General features: G+C 66.8%; 17 protein-coding genes. 5 read left to right on the top strand and 12 right to left on the bottom strand.

The genetic code is table 11. From position 1 onward, the window contains the following. Positions 1-9: 9 nt before the first annotated feature. From aceK to BXA00_RS08820, 4 genes are all read right to left on the bottom strand, one after another. On the bottom strand, positions 10-1899 hold the full coding sequence (gene aceK / locus BXA00_RS08835) for a bifunctional isocitrate dehydrogenase kinase/phosphatase (RefSeq protein ID WP_076518087.1): 1890 nt from the start codon (positions 1897-1899) through the stop codon (positions 10-12). 26 nt (positions 1900-1925) lie between these two features. After that, the gene (locus BXA00_RS08830; protein WP_076518085.1) at positions 1926-3104 is read right to left on the bottom strand and encodes an isovaleryl-CoA dehydrogenase; all 1179 of its coding nucleotides are present in this window, start codon (positions 3102-3104) and stop codon (positions 1926-1928) included. A gap of 281 nt (positions 3105-3385) precedes the next feature. Further along, positions 3386-3718: a YnfA family protein gene (locus tag BXA00_RS08825; protein ID WP_076518083.1), complete on the bottom strand. Its 333-nt coding sequence runs from the start codon at positions 3716-3718 to the stop codon at positions 3386-3388. A 6-nt stretch (positions 3719-3724) separates the two neighbouring features. Next, the gene (locus tag BXA00_RS08820) at positions 3725-4108 is read right to left on the bottom strand and encodes a MerR family DNA-binding transcriptional regulator (RefSeq protein ID WP_076518081.1); all 384 of its coding nucleotides are present in this window, start codon (positions 4106-4108) and stop codon (positions 3725-3727) included. 73 nt (positions 4109-4181) lie between these two features. Between BXA00_RS08820 and BXA00_RS08815 the strand changes: the two genes are divergently transcribed. Beyond that, positions 4182-5249: an MBL fold metallo-hydrolase gene (locus tag BXA00_RS08815; protein ID WP_076518079.1), complete on the top strand. Its 1068-nt coding sequence runs from the start codon at positions 4182-4184 to the stop codon at positions 5247-5249. Positions 5250-5308: 59 nt separating this feature from the next. On the opposite strand, the gene BXA00_RS08810 is transcribed toward BXA00_RS08815, so the two are convergent. Then, entirely contained in the window at positions 5309-5935 is a 627-nt protein-coding gene (locus BXA00_RS08810; RefSeq protein ID WP_076518077.1) for a LysE family translocator, read from the bottom strand. Between the two features lie 130 nt (positions 5936-6065). On the opposite strand from BXA00_RS08810, the gene BXA00_RS08805 reads away from it, so the two are divergent. Both BXA00_RS08805 and metC read left to right on the top strand, forming a co-directional pair. Beyond that, entirely contained in the window at positions 6066-6773 is a 708-nt protein-coding gene (locus tag BXA00_RS08805) for a nitroreductase (protein WP_076518075.1), read from the top strand. Between the two features lie 57 nt (positions 6774-6830). After that, a complete protein-coding gene (gene metC / locus BXA00_RS08800; protein ID WP_076518073.1) occupies positions 6831-8048 on the top strand; it encodes a cystathionine beta-lyase in 1218 nt (405 codons plus the stop codon). Positions 8049-8070: 22 nt separating this feature from the next. Here metC and BXA00_RS08795 read toward each other — a convergent pair whose 3' ends face one another. From BXA00_RS08795 to argS, 5 genes are all read right to left on the bottom strand, one after another. After that, a complete protein-coding gene (locus tag BXA00_RS08795) occupies positions 8071-9048 on the bottom strand; it encodes a hypothetical protein (RefSeq protein WP_076518071.1) in 978 nt (325 codons plus the stop codon). Continuing rightward, positions 9027-10238, bottom strand: a complete 1212-nt coding sequence (locus BXA00_RS08790; protein ID WP_076518069.1) for an ABC transporter substrate-binding protein — start codon at positions 10236-10238, stop codon at positions 9027-9029. The genes BXA00_RS08795 and BXA00_RS08790 overlap by 22 nt, the downstream gene beginning before the upstream one ends. A gap of 149 nt (positions 10239-10387) precedes the next feature. Continuing rightward, a complete protein-coding gene (locus BXA00_RS08785; protein WP_076518067.1) occupies positions 10388-11020 on the bottom strand; it encodes a thiol:disulfide interchange protein DsbA/DsbL in 633 nt (210 codons plus the stop codon). 79 nt (positions 11021-11099) lie between these two features. Continuing rightward, on the bottom strand, positions 11100-11816 hold the full coding sequence (locus BXA00_RS08780; protein WP_076518065.1) for an SPOR domain-containing protein: 717 nt from the start codon (positions 11814-11816) through the stop codon (positions 11100-11102). 9 nt (positions 11817-11825) lie between these two features. Continuing rightward, positions 11826-13511 (bottom strand): arginine--tRNA ligase, encoded by a 1686-nt coding sequence (gene argS, locus BXA00_RS08775; RefSeq protein ID WP_076518063.1) that lies wholly within the window; start codon positions 13509-13511, stop codon positions 11826-11828. A 268-nt stretch (positions 13512-13779) separates the two neighbouring features. Here argS and BXA00_RS08770 point away from each other — a divergent pair, with 268 nt between their 5' ends. Beyond that, the gene (locus BXA00_RS08770) at positions 13780-14127 is read left to right on the top strand and encodes a DUF1840 domain-containing protein (RefSeq protein ID WP_076518062.1); all 348 of its coding nucleotides are present in this window, start codon (positions 13780-13782) and stop codon (positions 14125-14127) included. A gap of 79 nt (positions 14128-14206) precedes the next feature. Next, positions 14207-14524 (top strand): hypothetical protein, encoded by a 318-nt coding sequence (locus tag BXA00_RS08765; protein WP_076518057.1) that lies wholly within the window; start codon positions 14207-14209, stop codon positions 14522-14524. A 79-nt stretch (positions 14525-14603) separates the two neighbouring features. Here BXA00_RS08765 and BXA00_RS08760 read toward each other — a convergent pair whose 3' ends face one another. Both BXA00_RS08760 and BXA00_RS08755 read right to left on the bottom strand, forming a co-directional pair. Continuing rightward, on the bottom strand, positions 14604-15404 hold the full coding sequence (locus BXA00_RS08760) for a carbohydrate ABC transporter permease (RefSeq protein ID WP_076518055.1): 801 nt from the start codon (positions 15402-15404) through the stop codon (positions 14604-14606). Then, complete coding sequence (locus BXA00_RS08755; protein WP_076518053.1) at positions 15401-16276, bottom strand: carbohydrate ABC transporter permease; 876 nt, start codon at positions 16274-16276, stop codon at positions 15401-15403. The genes BXA00_RS08760 and BXA00_RS08755 overlap by 4 nt, the downstream gene beginning before the upstream one ends. Positions 16277-16288: the final 12 nt, after the last annotated feature.

The raw sequence follows: 16288 nt of genomic DNA, 5'->3' as shown, positions 1-16288 counted from the left end.
GCGTTTCGGTTACAACACCGCGTTGCCGCTTGAACGGCGTTCAGCGCGCAGGCGTCTGTCCGTATCGTAAGGGAAAAATTCTTCGATCCGGCCCTGCGCCACGTGGGCGCGGCAGGCCTGCCACCAGTCCGGTTCCAGGAGGTCGGAATGGTGACGCATGAAGGCGGCGCGCACGCGCGCATCGCCCAGCAGGAAGCGGCCGAATTCCTCGGGGAAGACGTCGTTCGGGCCGATGGCATACCAGGGCTCGGAGGCCATCTCCGCTTCTTCGTTGGGGGCCGGCGGAATGCGCCGGAAGTTCATCTCGGTCATGCGCTGGATTTCGTCGTAGTCATAAAAGACGACGCGGCCCAGTCGCGTGACGCCGAAGTTCTTGTAGAGCATGTCGCCGGGGAAGATGTTGGCCGCGGCAAGCTGCCGGATGGCGTCCCCGTATTCGCGCACCGCCGGCTCCAGCAGCGCGTCCGGCGCCTGCTGCAGATAGATATTCAACGGGGTCATCCGGCGTTCGATGTAGACGTGGCGGATGACGACCGTGTCGCCGGTTTCCTCGATGAGGCTGGGCACCAGCCGGCGCAGTTCGTCCAGCAGCGCGGGCGCGAACCGGGCGCGCGGCAGGGCGACCTGTGAATACTCCCAGGTGTCGGCCATGCGGCCCACGCGGTCGTGCAGCTTGACCATCTGGTACTTGCGCCGCACGGTGGCGTGGTCCATGCCGTCCTTGTCGATGCGGTCCTTGATCAGCTTGAACACGTAGGGATAGGACGGCAGCGTGAACACGCACATCACCATGCCCTTGATGCCGGGCGCGATGTCGAAGGCGTCGCGCGAATGGGCGAGGTGGTGCAGGAAGTCGCGGTAGAACAGCGTCTTGCCCTGCTTCTGCAGGCCGATCATGGTGTAGAGCTCGGCCTTGGGCTTGCGCGGCAAGAGGCTCGACAGGAAGTTCACCACCGCGGCGGGCGTTTCCATGTCCACCAGGAAATACGCGCGCGTGAAGCTGAACAGCGTGCTCAGGTCGTCCGCGCCCAAGAGCAGCGCGTCCAGCGCCACCTGTCCCGCCGGGTTGCGCGTGAGCGCCACGGCAAAGGGATAGACGGTGGTCTGGTTGATGAGGCGGCCGACGATGTAGGCGCCCTTGTTGCGGAAGAACAGCGAGCCCAGCGCGTGGATCTGGCAGTCGGTGGCGATGCGCCGGCCGACGTGGCGCGGCAGCACCGCGCGCAGCTTGGCCACCGCGGCGCGGGCCAGCAACCGCGTGTCGCGCGGCAGGTCCTCGAACGGCAGGGCCAGGCCAAAGTCGGCCACCATGCGGATCAGGCTTTTTTCCAGGCCGTCGGTTACCGGGTAGTACACGCGGTAGGAGGGGATGCTGCTGTCCAGGTAGTCGGTGGCCACTGCCGGCCGCACGAACAGGAAATCGTTGTGGAAGTAATCCCGGTGCAGCAGCCGGCACGACACCGAGTTGAAGAAGGTTTCCGCGCATTCCGGCTGGCGGTGTTCGCCCAGGAGCCCGACGAATTCCTGCTTGATTTGTTGCCAGTAGGCCGTCTGCGCGTCGGTCAGGGAGGGGGCGGCGGCGCCGTTGCCGCTGCCGTTGCTGCCGCCATTGGCGCCCGAAGCGCCCACCGCTCCTTCCGGCCGCCCGCGTAGTACGCCTTCAAGCTGCGTGGCGCATTCGCGCACGCGCATGTCGTAGTACTCGATGCGCTCGCGCGACAGGTGCTGGATGCCGTGCCAGTCGCCGGATTCGAACAGGGCCTTGGCGCGCTGCGCGCTGTAGCGGAACAGCGCGTAGTGGCGGTCAAAGCCCGCCAGGATCAGGCGCGCAACGTCCAGCGGCGACGGTCCCGGCGCGGGAGCCTGCTCGATGTGCTGGAGGTCGGACGTGCGGATCATGGCGGCGCGGCCTGTGGATAAGACGGTCAGGCGGTTTCGTTGAAGAGTTCGCGGCCGATCAGCATGCGGCGGATTTCGCTGGTGCCCGCGCCAATCTCATACAGCTTGGCGTCGCGCCACAGGCGACCCACCGGGTATTCGTTGATGTAGCCGTTGCCGCCCAGGATCTGCACGCCCTCGCCCGCCATCCACGTGGCCTTCTCGGCCGTGTACAGGATCAGTGCGGCGCAGTCCTTGCGCACCTGGCGCACGTGCTCGGCGCCCAGCTTGTCCAGGTTCTTGCCCACTTGATAGCAGAAGGCGCGGCTGGCCTGCAGCGTGGTGTACAGGTCGGCGACCTTGCCCTGGATGAGCTGGAATTCGCCGATGGCCTGGCCGAACTGCTTGCGGTCGTGGATGTACGGCACCACCACGTCCATCACGGCCTGCATGATGCCCAGCGGGCCGCCGGACAGCACGGCGCGTTCGTAGTCCAGGCCGCTCATCAGCACCTTGACGCCGCCGTTGACCTGGCCCAGCACGTTCTCTTCGGGGATTTCGCAGTCCTGGAACACCAGTTCGCCGGTGTGGCTGCCGCGCATGCCCAGCTTGTCCAGCTTCTGCGCCACGGAAAATCCCTTGAAGCCCTTTTCGACCAGGAAGGCGGTGATGCCGCGCTGGTGGGCCTCGGGGTCGGTCTTGGCGTAGACGACGAGCGTGTCGGCGTCCGGGCCGTTGGTGATCCACATCTTGGTGCCGTTCAGCACGTAGCGATCGCCCTTCTTGTCGGCGCGCAGCTTCATGCTGACGACGTCGGAGCCCGCGCCCGGTTCGCTCATGGCCAGCGCGCCCACGTGTTCGCCCGAGATCAGCTTGGGCAGGTACTTGGCCTTCTGGGCCGCCGTGCCGTTGCGGTTGATCTGGTTCACGCACAGGTTGGAGTGCGCGCCGTACGACAGGCCGATGGAGGCGCTGGCGCGGGAGATTTCCTCCATCACGACCATGTGGGCCAGGTAGCCCATGTTGGCGCCGCCGTATTCCTCGTCGGCGGTCATGCCCAGCACGCCGAGGTCACCGAATTTGCGCCAGAGGTCCATGGGGAACTGGTCGCTGCGATCGACTTCCGCGGCGCGCGGCGCGATCTCGGCCTGCGCGAAATTGCGTACGGCGTCGCGCAGCATGTCCAGGTCTTCGCCCAGGTCGAAGTTCAGGCCGGGAAGATTCATCGATGTCTCCGTGATAGTAGGTACTTACATTCATAGGCCCGCACGAGGGGGCGTGGGCGCAGGCTCGGGGTGATCCATGATGCGCCGATCGACCAGCGCCGCGCAATGATGCAGTGCAAATATTACGTTTACGTAAACGTAAATTGGATTCGGGTTATCCCTAGCTGATTGAAGCGTCTACGGTCTGTGATGAAGCGCATCGGTCGGCGCGGGGCCGGCGCGAAAGCTTGCTTGCGTTGTGGCGTTGTTGCGTCGTGGTGATGGCGGCCCGGCGGGTCGCGTCATGTGCCCCGCGGGCCGAACATGATCACCAGCATCCCGGCCAGGCATAGCCCCACGCCGATGAAATCGCTGGCGCTGGGGCGCACGCCGTCCACCGCCCACAGCCACAAGAGCGCCATGCTGATATAGACACCGCCGTAGGCGGCATAGACGCGTCCCGACGCGGTGGGATGCAGGGTCAGCAGCCACGCGAACAACGCGAGGCTGACTGCGGCGGGCGCCAGCAACCAAATGGAGTGGCCCTTGCGCAGCCACAGATACGGCAGGTAGCAGCCGATGATTTCGGCCAGGGCGGTCAGGATGAAAAGCCCGACGGTGTGCAGGACTGCCATGCGCGCCTAGGACTTTTGCTGCGCCAGCAGGACGCGGCACTGGCGCTCCTGTTCGCTGATTTCCTGGAGCGTGTCGTCGATGTCGCGGCGCTGCTGCTCCAGCGTGACGCGGTGTTGTTCCAGCACGGAAAGGTATTGGCGCAACTGCACCTCGGTGTCGCCGGGCCCGTCGTACATGTCAATGAGCGTCAGGATCTCGGAGAGCTGCAGGCCCAGGCGTTTGCCGCGCAACGCCAGTTTCAGGCGCGTGCGGTCGCGCGGCCCGAAGATGCGGTTGCGGCCCTCGCGCGCCGGGCTGACGATCCCCTGGTCTTCGTAGAAGCGGATCGTGCGGGGCGTGACGTCGAACTCGCGCGCGAGTTCAGAGATGGTCCAGGTTGACGGGGGCATGCGACGTGTGGCAGTTTACGTAAACGTAAATTATGATGACTTGACCAGATCGTCAAGCGTGGAGCGAGAGGCAATGAACCCCAACGAACAGAAGCTGCAGTATCCCTGGGCCGATTTCCAGCCCGAAGCCGGGCGCGCGCATGCGGTGGCGGAAGGCGTCAAGTGGATCCGGATGCCGCTGCCGTTCGCGCTGGATCATATCAACCTCTGGCTGCTGCGCGACCGCATCGACGGCAAGGACGGCTGGACCATCGTCGACTGCGGCATCTCGCGCGACGAAGTGAAGACGCTGTGGGAAGACGTGTTCAGGAACGAGCTGGACGGCCTGCCCGTGCTGCGCGTGATCGTCACCCACATGCACCCGGACCACATCGGCCTGGCCCATTGGCTGTGCGAACGCTGGAACGCCCGGTTGTGGATGACGATGACTGATTTCATGGTGGCCTCGCTGTGGTCGTCGCGCCGCAATGACGCCGGCGCGGGCCCGGGCGGGCAATCGGCGGTCGAGCATTTCGCCCGCCACGGCCTGACGGACCCCGACGCGCAGGAGCAGATCCGCCAGCGCGCCAACTACTACCCCAACCTGGTGCCCGCCGTGCCATCGCGCTACACGCGCATCATGGACGGCGATCAGGTGCGCATCGGCGGACGCGACTGGCGCATCATCGTGGGCTATGGCCACGCGCCGGAACATGCGTCGCTGTTTTCGCCCGACCTGGGCGTGCTGATTTCGGGCGACATGGTGCTGCCGCGCATTTCCACCAACGTCAGCGTGTTCGACTACGAACCCGACGCCAATCCCCTGCCCCTGTACCTGCGTTCGCTGGATGGCTACGACGGCCTGCCGGACGACACGCTGGTGTTGCCGTCGCACGGCCGTCCGTTCACGGGGCTGCACGAGCGCATCGCGCAGCAGCACGAGCATCACCGCGACCGGCTGGCCGAGGTGCTGGAAGCCTGTGCGGTCCAGCCCCAGTCCACCTCCGACATCGTGCCCGTGCTGTTCAAGCGCAAGCTGGACCTGCACCAGCTCACGTTCGCCATGGGCGAAGCGCTGGCGCATCTGCATGCGCTGTATTTCGAAGGCAAGTTGACGCGCGCGCAGGACGCGGACGGCATCGTGCGGTTCAAGGCCGCCTGAGCGCCAGCAGGCTGGGCCCCGGCCCCTTGGCCACGGCCTTGATGCCGGGGCGCCGCGCTTTAGCGCGAGGCCGTCGCCAGCCGCACGGCCAGGCCCACGAACACCAGCGCCGCGATGCGGTTCAGCCAGCGCTTGGCCGTCACCGAGCGTTGCAGCAGTTCGCCGAACGCACCCGAGAAGAACGCGATGGCCCCGAACACCAGCAGCGTCGACACGATGAACACCGCGCCCAGCTGCATGGTCTGCAGGCCCACCGGGCCCAGCCGGGGCGAGGTGAACTGCGGCAGGAAGGCAAAGAAGAACAGCAGCACCTTTGGATTGGTCAGGTTCATGACGATGCCGCGCCGGTACAGCGCGCCGGGCCGCATGGGCTCGGGGCGCTTGCCGGTTTCGGATTCGACGGGGGCGCGCAGGATCTGCCAGGCCAGCCATGCGAGATACGCCGCGCCCGCCAGCTTGAGCACCGTAAACGCCACGGGCGATGCGGCGAAGACGGCGGCCAATCCCACCGCGACGGCCGCCGTGTGCCCCAGCAGTCCGGTGCACAGGCCCAGCACCACGAACATGCCCGCCTTGCGTCCCCAGATGGCCGACTGCATCAGCACGAAGAGGTTGTCCGGCCCTGGCGTCAGCGCCAGCAGCACGGCAATGCCAAAAAATGCGATCAGGGTGTCCAGGGGCAGCATGAGTTCTTTTCCGTAACGGACCCGCCAGGCGGCGGGTCGGACAAGGGCGCGGCCGGCGGTGTGCGGACAGACGCGCGCGGCTAGTGGCATCATAAGGTCAAAGCCGAACATGACAGGAGACATACCGACCATGACCGTTGCCGCCCACTCCTTTGACGCCGCCAGGGCGCCTGCCGACGCCGCGCTCGAAGACTGGCTGCTTGCGCGCCACAGCTGCCGCGCCTTCCAGCCGCAGCCCGTGCCGCGCGTCACCATCGAACGCATCCTGAGCCTGGCCCAGCGCACGGCGTCCTGGTGCAACTGCCAGCCCTGGCAGGTGGCCATCACCGAGGGCGCGGGCACGCAGCGGCTGCGCGACGCGCTGCAGCAGCGCGCAAAGGTCCCGGGATCCACGCCCGACTTTCCCTTCCCGCGCGAATACCGCGGCGATTACCTTGCCCGCCGCCGCGAATCGGGTTTTCAGCTCTACGGCGCCGTCGGCGTGCCGCGCGGCGACCGCGAGGCCTACCGGCGCCAGGAGATGCGCAACTTTGCGCTGTTCGACGCGCCGCACGTCGCCATCGTCACCACCGATGAGGCGCTCGGCGAATACGGCGCAATGGACTGCGGCGGGTACGTCGCCAATTTCCTGCTGGCGGCCCAGGCCAATGGCGTGGCCACCGTGGCGCAGGCGTCATTGGCGATGTATCCGGAAGTGCTGCGCGAGGTCCTGGGCATCGGAGCGGACCGGCGCGTGGTCTGCGGCATCTCGTTCGGCTTTGAAGACAGGGCGCATCCGGCCAACAGCTACCGCACCCGGCGCGCGGAGTTGTCCGAGACCGTGCGCTGGATAGGCTGAAATTCCCGCCGCCACCTGATATGGTTTGACTTTCCCGAATTCGTCGCGCCCCACAAGATGCCTACCAAACACATCGATACGGTCCTCCAGCACGCCGGCACCGCCCCGTTCAACCCCGAGACCGGCACGGCCCCGGTGCCGCTGCCGCCCATGCGGGCCAGCACGGTGCGCTTTGCCAACATCGCCGCCCTGGAGAACGCCCAGCGCAGCAAGGCGGCGGGCGGTCGCGCCACGACCTATGGCCGCATGGGCATGGACACGCACGCGGCGCTCGAAGAAGTGTTCACGCAGCTGGAAGGCGGCACGCACTGCTACCTGGCGCCCTCGGGCCTGTCGGCCATGACCATGGTCATGATGGCGTTGTGTTCGGCGGGCGACCACGCGCTGATCTCCGACTGCGTGTATGGCCCGATGCGCGAACTGGACGACGCCGTCCTCAAGCGCATGAACATCTCCATCACGTATTTCTCCGCGGACGACGACCTGCAGGCGCTGGTGCAGCCGAACACCACGCTGCTGTACGTGGAATCGCCGGGTTCGCTGCTCTTTGAAATGCTGGACATGGGCGCGATGGCCGCGTTTGCCCAGGAACACGGGCTGGTGCTGGCCACCGACAACACGTGGGGGTCGGGCTATATCTACCGTCCGCTCACGCTCGGCGCGCAGGTCTCGGTCATTGCGGGCACCAAGTACGTGGGCGGCCATTCCGACCTGATGCTGGGCGCGGTGGTCACCAACGACGAAGCCATCGCCCGCAAGCTCAACCGCACGCAGTATGCGATGGGCTATTCCATCAGCGCGGACGACGCGTGGCTGGCGCTGCGCGGCGTGCGCACCATGCCGATCCGCATGGCCCAGCACGCGCGCCATGCCATGCAGGTGTGCGAATTCTTCAAGAACCGTCCCGAAACCGTGCGCCTGTTCCATCCCGCGTGGCCGGCGGACCCGGGCCATGCGCTGTGGCAGCGCGACTGCACCGGCTCGAACGGCATGCTGTCCGTGGAGCTGCGCCTGTCGCCGGATGCGGCGCGCACGTTCGTCGATGCGCTGACCCTGTTCGGCATCGGCTTTTCGTGGGGTGGCTATGAAAGCCTGGTGCAGCTCGTGTCGCCCAAGGACCTGTCCAAGCACCGGTATTGGGGCGAAGGCGACAACGCGGTGGTGCGCCTGCACATCGGACTGGAATCACCCGAAGACATCATCGCCGACCTGACCCAGGCGCTGGAAAAGGCCGCGGCATTCCAGGCGCAGGCCCAGGTCCAGGCCCAGCCCTGAGGTCCGCGCGGCGCGGGGGCGTTCAAGGTTCCGCGCCGGCCGCCGCGCCGCGTATCCAGGCGCCGATGCGCGCGGCGATGTCGTCGCTGTTGTCGTCCATCATGGGCATGTGCGAATTGCCGGCGATCCCCATGTCGGCCAGCCGCCACGTCTGCACCCGCCCGCCGTGCCGCGCCAGTTCATCGGCATAGGCCGCGCCGCTTGCGCACAGCTTTTCCCACAGCGGCGTGGCGTCCAGGTAATCGCCATAGACAAACAGGAACGGCTTGTCCGACACGCTGGCCGCGTCGACCTCGGCGGAGAATCCGGAGGGTTCTATCCCGATGACCCCGCGCACCAGGTCCGGACGTGCGTGCAGCGCCCTGTAGGCCACTTCGCCGCCATGGCTGTGCGCCAGCACCAGGCATGGTCCGACACGGTCCAGCACGGCGCAAAAGCCCTGCAGGGCGGCATCGTTGTTGCCCAGCCAGCGCGGCACGGCGTGGCGGATGAAGGTGTCGAAGTGGGCCACCGGAAAGCGCTGTCCCCCGAAGGCGCGCCGCGACGCGAAATCCTCGGCGCGCCCGAGCCGAAACAGCGACCAGCTTTCCTCGGCGCTGCGGATGATGGGCGGCTCCGGCCAGACCTGCGCGAACGGCGCCCACCCGGCGCGCCCGCGCTCCACGTTGTCCACCACATACACCGCGTGTCCCTGGCGCAGGAAATGCTGCATCCAGCCTGGCCGGCCGTCGGGCGTCTGCTCCCACATCGCGCCCGTCATCCCGCCGCCGTGCAGCAGCACGATGGGCAGGGGATGCGACAGGCGCGCGGGGATGAAGTACTGCACGTAGGCCTGCTCGAAGTGATACAGGCCGTTCGGGTCATATGCCAGCGACGCGGTCCGCGTGAAGGCGATGTCGCGCGTGGGCTGCCCCTCGATGCGCACGGGCCTGCCGCCCGCATAGAAACTGCCGACGTCGGCCAGGACCAGCGCGTCCGTCATGGCTTGACCAGGGGGCATTGGCTGTCCGCCAGCGGCCAGGCGAGCGATTCGCCGGGAATGGTGCGCACGACGTTGTAGTAATCCCAGGGCGCCTTGGATTGATCAGGCGTTTTCACCTGCGCCAGCATCATGTCGCGCACCACCAGGCCGTCGGCGCGGATGTGCGCGTTCAGGCTGAAGGGATCGTCGATGGGCATGGACTTCATTTTGGCCATCACGGCGTCGGCATCCACCGAGCCGGCTGCCTTCACCGCCTGCAGGTAATGGCGTACCGAGCTGTAGACGCCGGCCTGCAGGAAGGTTGGCGGGCGGCCTACGCGCGCCTCGAACTTCTTGGTGAAGGCGCGCGTGCCGTCATTCATGTCCCAATACGACGGCACGGTCAGGTAGGTCTTCTGCGCGTCGGCCAGGCCCAGGCTGTGCACGTCGGTCAGGAGCAGCAGCATCGCCGCCAATTGCTGTGTGCGGCCGATGCCGAATTCCGCCGCCTGCTTGATGGCCGAAATGGTGTCGCCGCCCGCGTTGGCGATGGCGATGATCTGCGCCTTGGAGCCCTGCGCCTGCAGCAGGAAGGACGCAAAATCGGAGGCGTTGAGCGGATGGAAGACCGTGCCGACGATTTCGCCGCCATTCGCCTTCACCACCGCTTCAGTATCCGCGGCAAGCTGTTTCCCAAAGGCATAGTCCGACGCCAGGATGAACCAGCGCTTGCCGCCTTCCTTCACGACGGCCGTCGCGGTGCCGCGCGACAGTGCATAGGTGGTGTAGGTCCATTGCACGCCGTAGGGCGAGCATTGCGCCTGGGTCAGCGCGGTGGTGCCGGGGCTGGAGAACAGCACCAGCTTCTTCTTTTCCCGCGCGATGCCCTGCACGGCCAGCGCGACGGACGAGTTGGGCACGTCCACCACCACGTCCACGCCTTCGGTGTCATACCACTTGCGCACCATGCTGCTGCCGATGTCGGGGCGGTGCTGGTGATCGCCGGACACCAGCGTGATGGGCTTGCCGAGCAACGTGCCGCCCATCTCCTCGATGGCCAGCCGGGCCGCTTCCACGGACCCCTTGCCGGTCGCGTCGGCCGTGACGCCCGCCATGTCCGTCAGCACCCCGATCTTGACGCCCTCGGCGGCGCTGGCGTGGGCAAGGCCCGATGCGAGCGACAGGCACAGGCCCATCGCCGCGCTGCTGCGCAGGAAATGCTTTTTCATTTGTCTTCCACCCGTTTGATGCCGTCGATGCGGCGATTTTTATGGGGGAAGTGTAGCCCGACCTTCTGGCTGAACAGCTGAATGACGCCTGAAAACAAACGCCCCGGCCTGTAAGGCTCGGGGCGTTCGGCATGCGGGGGTCGCGCGGATTACTTGGCGCGCGCCATCGGGATCAGCTTGTCCACTTCCTTCAAGGCGCCTTCGTAGCTGTTGCCCGCCATGACCGGCGAGGTCATGAACTTGCCGCCCACGGCGAAGGACGGGGTGCCTTCGATGCGGTAGGCGTCGGCCAGCTGGTTGGCGCGCTGCACCTGGGTCTGCACGCTGAACGAGTCGAACACGGAGTCGAACTTGGCGCGGTCCACGCCTTGGGTTGCGATCCATTCGCCCATGGCCTTCTTGTCGAAGAGGCGCTTGTGCTCGCCGTGGATGGCCGTGAAGACCTTGGGGTGCAGGTCCGGACGGTCCAGGGCCAGCAGCGTGTAGTAGAGCTGTTGCAGCGGCTTCATGCCGGCATTGAAGGCGATCGGCACCTGCTTGAGCACCACGTCGGACGGGGCGGTCTTGGCCCAGTCTTCGACCATGGGTTCCATGGCGGCGCAGTGCGGGCAGGTGTAGGCGAAGAATTCCAGGACCTCGACCTTGCCCGGGGTGTCCGACGGCAGCGGCGGATTGATCGGCACGTACTGCTGGGCGCCTTGCGCGTGGCTGGCCGGGCTGAAGAACGCCGTGGCGGTCAGCGCGGCGGCTGCCAGGATGCGGATGAGCTTGGGGGACAGCATGGATGAGGTTCCTGAATAAAAGGCTACAGACAGGGCCGGGGCCGGATTAGTTCAATGCAACACCATCCGCCGGACGCGCCTACTGGCGCACCACGGCGGTTTCGATCTTGTTCTCGCCCAGGCGGCCGCGGGCCCGGTTCATGTCGTCCAGGCGGGCAAACGGACCCACGCGCACGCGGTTGATGGGCTTGCCGTTGAGTTCGGCCTTTTGCACCGCCACCGGCAGGCCCAGCAGGATGATGCGGGCCTTGAGCGATTCGGCGTCGCTTTCGCCGCGGAAGGCGCCTGCCTGCAGGTAGTACGTGCCCGTTGCCGCGGGGGCGGGCTTGCTGGCTGCGGGGGCGGGGGCGGCCTTCGAGATGGGCGTGGGCGACGAGCCGGAGGCGTTGGCTGGCGGTGCGGACGGGGCGGCGGCTGGCGCCCGGGAGGTGGGCAGGGTGGCGATCAGCGCGCCCAGGTCGTCCAGCTTGGCGGGTGTCTCGTCGCCCTTGGCCGGGGTGCCTGCGCCCGGCAGGGGCGCCGGCGCGGTGGCCGTGGGGCCGGTGGGCGGTGCGCCCGCCGCCCCGTCGCGGCCGTACAGGCCGGCGTTGGGGTCCGGCGCGTTGCGCGGATCGGGCAGCTTGCCCGTATCGCCCTGGCGGCTGGCCCGGTCCACGAAGGGGACGGGGGCCTTGGTGACGTAGAACGCGACGACGGCGGCGACGATCAGGCCGATCAGCAGGCCGGCCAGCGCCCCGTACAGGGTGCTGCCGCTTTCGCCGGAGGAACGGCGGGTAGGTTTGCGCTTGGTTGCCATGAACCGATGTTACATCCGCTCGGGCGCGGAAACGCCCAACAGGGCCAGGCCGTTGGCCAGCACCTGGCGGGTGGTGGCGGCCAGGCGCAGGCGGGCCAGCTTCAACGCGGTGTCGTCGACCAGCACGCGCTCGGCGTTGTACCAGGCGTGGAAGTCCGACGCGCAGTCGCGCAGCCAGAACGCGATGTGGTGCGGCGACAGGTCCTGGGCGGCCAGCGCCACCACCTGGGGAAACTCGGCCAGGCGCTGCATCAGCGCGAATTCCGTCGGGGCGGTCAAGAGCGCGGCGTCGGCCTGGGCCACGTCGGCGGCCGGCATGCCGGCATTGTTGATGACCGAGCAGATGCGCGCGTGGGCGTACTGGATGTAGTAGACGGGGTTCTCGTCGCTCTTGGACAGGGCCAGGTCGACGTCGAACACGAATTCCGTGTCGGCGCGGCGCTGGATCAGGAAGTAGCGCACGGCGTCGCGGCCGACCCAGTCGATCAGGTCGCGCATGGTGACGTAGCTGCCGGCGCGCTTGGAGATCTTGACCTCTTCGCCGCCGCGCATGACCTTGACCATCTTGTGCAGCACGTAGGACGGGTAGTCCTTGGGAATGCCCTCTTCCAGCGCCTGCAGGCCGGCGCGCACGCGCGCCACGGTGCCGTGATGGTCGCTGCCCTGGATGTTCACGGCGCGGTGAAAGCCGCGTTCCCATTTGGCCTTGTGATAGGCCACGTCCGGCACGAAGTAGGTGTAGCCGCCTTCGCTTTTGCGCATGACGCGGTCTTTGTCGTCGCCCGTGCCCAGTTCGGTGGTGCGCAGCCACAGCGCGCCGCCTTCCTCGTAGGTGTGGCCGCCGGCGATCAGCGCCTTGACCGTCTCTTCGACGCGGCCGGACGTGTAGAGCGAGCTTTCCAGGTAATAGTTGTCGAACGCCAGGCCGAAAGCCTGCAGGTCCAGGTCCTGCTCGCGGCGCAGATAGGCCACGGCAAACGCGCGGATGTCGTCCAGGTTGTCGATGTTGCCGGTGGCGGTGACGGGCTCGCCGTCGGACGCCTGGATGGTCTTGCCTTCCTGGAAGTCGCGGGCGATGTCGACGATGTAGTCGCCCTTGTAGCCGTCTTCGGGCCATTCGGGGGAATCGGTGCTCAGGCCGCGGGCGCGGGCCTGCACGCTGATGGCCAGATTGTTGATCTGGTTGCCGGCGTCGTTGTAATAGAACTCGCGGGTGACGTCCCAGCCGACGGCGTCGTACAGGCGGCACAGGGCGTCGCCCAAGGCCGCCTGGCGGGCATGGCCCACGTGCAGCGGGCCGGTGGGGTTGGCCGAGACGAACTCGACCAGGATCTTGTCGCCCAGGCGCGGGGCGCGGCCGAAGGCATCGCCCTGCTCGGCCACCGCGGCGATCACCGCCTGGCGTGCCGCCGGGGTGACGCGCAGGTTGATGAAGCCGGGACCGGCCACTTCGGCGCTCTCGACCAGCGCGGCGGCGTCCGGGTTGGCCATCACGGCGTCGACGATGGCCTGGGCCAGTTCGCGGGGATTGCGGCGCGCGGGCTTGGCAAGCTGCATGGCCACGTTGGTGGCGACGTCGCCGTGGGCGGCAACCTTGGGGCGCTCCAGCAGCACGTTGGGCTGGGCGTCAGGCAGGCTTTGCAGGACGGCGGCCTGGATCAGGGAGATAAGCTGTTTTTGTTGCTCGAGGAGCATGGGCGTCTGGCGTGGTTCTTGAGTGAGTGACGAAGGCGGCACGGCGCTTGCGGCTTGCCGGCATTACGCGCCGCGCCCGCAGGCTGGCGCTGGGTCCGGGCCGAAGGCGGCCGGCAAACCGGCGCGCTCATGCCGGATTCAGGCCCGGCGCGGGTCCTGCTGTCACGGGAATCCCCTGAATCATAGTTGATTTGAGGGCGCCAGTTGGCATCACGGGGGCGTTGCGGTAGTGTATGTAAGTAAGGTAATCAATGTGGGAGACTGAAATATGCTGATCACTTTTCACTCCAAGGTCGTGGCCGAAGTCCTGATGCTGACCGACCACGCCGGCGCGCTGCTGCAGGCGGCCGGCAAGCCGGTCGGCGACAAGATCCCGGAGCGCGGCGTGTTCACCGTGGAGCAGCTCGGGCCGGCCATCAGCGGCATCGAACGCGCGATCGACGAGTACCAGCACGCCCATGAAGGCGCCGACGAGGACAACGACGACAAGGCCCCCGTCGCCCCGATGGCGCGCATGGTGGGCTTGAAGGAACGGGCCTTTCCCCTGCTGGACATGATGCGCCAGTCGCAGGCCGCGGGGGCCGAGGTCACCTGGGAAGTGTCGCGGGGCTGGTAGGGATATGTCGCCGGACGGACAATCTGTCCGGCGTTTTTTGCCTACCCTACTGGCCTGACGCCATCTGACGGAGCTTTCCATGCGCAGCGACATCACCATCGTTTTCGACGCCCGGCGTTCGCTGGACCTTTCAGCGAACGTCGAGCCCTCTCCCCAACGCCAGGCCGAGGCGCGCGACTGGTTCGACGGCGCCTGGGAAACCCTGGGCTGCGAGCCGCTGCGTCCCAGCGGCAAGGTCCTGCTGCTGGACAAGGTGCTGGGCGTGGCCGATGCGCTGGGCTACGACACCCTGTCCACCGACGAAAAGGAAGCCGGAGAGTTCGCCGAGAACCTCGCGTTGGCGCTGGAGCGGCCGCGCATCACCGTGGACCTGCCCGGACTCACCGTGGGGTACTGAGCCCCGCCCCGCCCGATACACGCAAAAAACCCGCCTCGGCGGGTTTTTTTGTGCGGTGCGACGGCGCGAGGCGGCTGGCCTACCGGATCCCCGCCCGCATGAATGACTGCACGAACTGGCGCTGGAACAACAGGAACGCGATCAGGAGCGGCGCGGCCGACATCAGGGTGGCGGCCGTGATCACAGACCAGTCGATGCCCTGATCCGTGGAAGAAAACACCTGCAGCCCCACCGTCAGCGGCCGGGACTCGACGGAGTTGGTGATGATCAGCGGCCACAGGAAGTTGTTCCAGTGGTGGCTCACCGACACCAGCCCGTAGGCCACGTAGATCGGCTTGGCGAGCGGCACGTACACCTTCCAGAGCACCTGCAGCGCGTTCGCGCCCTCCATGCGGGCCGCTTCTTCCAGTTCACGCGGGACCGTCTTGAAGGTCTGGCGCAACAGGAAGATGCCGAAGGCCGACGCAAAGTACGGCAGGCCGATGGCGAACACCGTGTCGCGCACGCCCAGCAGGCTCATCGACCGGTAGTTCTCCACCAGCAGCACGTCCGGCATGATCATGAGCTGCAGCAGCACCAGCATGAAGACGAAGTCGCGGCCCCGGAATTCGAAGCGCGCGAACGCGTAGCCCGCCAGGGTGGACAACACCAGCTGCGCGGCCAGCACCATCGTCACCAGCACGAAGGTGTTCAGGAAGTAGCGCGGGAACGGCGCCGCATTCCAGGCGCGCACGAAGTTGTCCAGCGTCAGCGGGGCGAAGAGGTCGAAGCGGGTCGCGTAGGCAGGCGGATGGAAGGCCGCCCACATTGCATAGGCCAGCGGCAGGATCCACAGAAGGCCCAGCGCCCACGCGCCCAGGGTATCGAGCTTGTCTTTCATTGATAGTGCGTCCTGCGGTCCAGCCAGCGGAACTTGACCAGCGCCGTCAGCGCCAGCACCACCAGCAACACGACGGTCAGGGTCGCGGCGTAGGCCGTGTCCCAGAAACTGAATCCCACCTGGTAGATGTAGTAGAGCAGCAAGGTGCTGGCGTTGTCGGGCCCGCCGCGCGTCATGACGACCACGTGGTCGACCAGCCGGAACGCGTTGATCAGGGCATTGATCAGCACGAACAGCGTGGTGGGCATCAGGAGCGGCCACAGGATGCGGCGGAAATACTGCCAGCGCGATGCGCCTTCCAGCATGGCTGCTTCACGCAGGGACGGCGATACCGTCTGCAGCGCCGCCAGGTAGAAGATCATGAAGAACCCGGCCTCTTTCCACACGGTCACCAGCATCAGCGCGGGCAGCGCCGTCTCGCGGTTGCCCAGCCAGTTGGGGCCCGGCGCGCCGAACCAGCCCATCACCTGCGCGATCAGTCCGTACTGCGGCGTGTAGAAGAACAACCAGATGTTGGCCACCGCCACCATGGGCAGCACCGTCGGCGTGAAGTACGCCATGCGCAGGAACCCGCGCCCGGCCAGGTTGCGGTTCACCCACAACGCCATGACCAGCGCGATCCCGATCGAGGTGGGAATGGTGCCCAGGGCGAACCACAGGTTGTTCCACAACGACTGCCAGAACACCGGGTCGTCGCGCATGACCGCATAGTTCTCCAGCCCGACGAAGCGGGCCGGGCGCGCGCCCTTGGGCGTGGAGAAAAAGCTGTGCCATAGCGTCGCCACCGCCGGGTAATGCGTGAAGGCGGCGAGCAGCACGATGGCTGGCAGCAACAGCAGCCAGCCATAAAGCGCATTCAAAGAGCGGCTCATCGTGCGTGCGGT

The organism is Achromobacter sp. MFA1 R4, assembly GCF_900156745.1.
In the GTDB taxonomy this organism is placed as follows: Bacteria; Pseudomonadota; Gammaproteobacteria; order Burkholderiales; family Burkholderiaceae_B; genus Achromobacter.
Note: the sequence above shows the minus strand (reverse complement) of the source record. Positions and strands in the feature narration are given on the sequence as shown.

Excerpts from the sequence above, each read along its gene's own strand:
- aceK (WP_076518087.1), bottom strand. The coding sequence starts at position 1,899 with ATGATCCGCACGTCCGACCTCCAGCACATCGAGCAGGCTCCCGCGCCG.
- BXA00_RS08830 (WP_076518085.1), bottom strand. The coding sequence starts at position 3,104 with ATGAATCTTCCCGGCCTGAACTTCGACCTGGGCGAAGACCTGGACATG.
- BXA00_RS08825 (WP_076518083.1), bottom strand. The coding sequence starts at position 3,718 with ATGGCAGTCCTGCACACCGTCGGGCTTTTCATCCTGACCGCCCTGGCC.
- BXA00_RS08820 (WP_076518081.1), bottom strand. The coding sequence starts at position 4,108 with ATGCCCCCGTCAACCTGGACCATCTCTGAACTCGCGCGCGAGTTCGAC.
- BXA00_RS08815 (WP_076518079.1), top strand. The coding sequence starts at position 4,182 with ATGAACCCCAACGAACAGAAGCTGCAGTATCCCTGGGCCGATTTCCAG.
- BXA00_RS08810 (WP_076518077.1), bottom strand. The coding sequence starts at position 5,935 with ATGCTGCCCCTGGACACCCTGATCGCATTTTTTGGCATTGCCGTGCTG.
- BXA00_RS08805 (WP_076518075.1), top strand. The coding sequence starts at position 6,066 with ATGACCGTTGCCGCCCACTCCTTTGACGCCGCCAGGGCGCCTGCCGAC.
- metC (WP_076518073.1), top strand. The coding sequence starts at position 6,831 with ATGCCTACCAAACACATCGATACGGTCCTCCAGCACGCCGGCACCGCC.
- BXA00_RS08795 (WP_076518071.1), bottom strand. The coding sequence starts at position 9,048 with ATGCCCCCTGGTCAAGCCATGACGGACGCGCTGGTCCTGGCCGACGTC.
- BXA00_RS08790 (WP_076518069.1), bottom strand. The coding sequence starts at position 10,238 with ATGAAAAAGCATTTCCTGCGCAGCAGCGCGGCGATGGGCCTGTGCCTG.
- BXA00_RS08785 (WP_076518067.1), bottom strand. The coding sequence starts at position 11,020 with ATGCTGTCCCCCAAGCTCATCCGCATCCTGGCAGCCGCCGCGCTGACC.
- BXA00_RS08780 (WP_076518065.1), bottom strand. The coding sequence starts at position 11,816 with ATGGCAACCAAGCGCAAACCTACCCGCCGTTCCTCCGGCGAAAGCGGC.
- argS (WP_076518063.1), bottom strand. The coding sequence starts at position 13,511 with ATGCTCCTCGAGCAACAAAAACAGCTTATCTCCCTGATCCAGGCCGCC.
- BXA00_RS08770 (WP_076518062.1), top strand. The coding sequence starts at position 13,780 with ATGCTGATCACTTTTCACTCCAAGGTCGTGGCCGAAGTCCTGATGCTG.
- BXA00_RS08765 (WP_076518057.1), top strand. The coding sequence starts at position 14,207 with ATGCGCAGCGACATCACCATCGTTTTCGACGCCCGGCGTTCGCTGGAC.
- BXA00_RS08760 (WP_076518055.1), bottom strand. The coding sequence starts at position 15,404 with ATGAAAGACAAGCTCGATACCCTGGGCGCGTGGGCGCTGGGCCTTCTG.
- BXA00_RS08755 (WP_076518053.1), bottom strand. The coding sequence starts at position 16,276 with ATGAGCCGCTCTTTGAATGCGCTTTATGGCTGGCTGCTGTTGCTGCCA.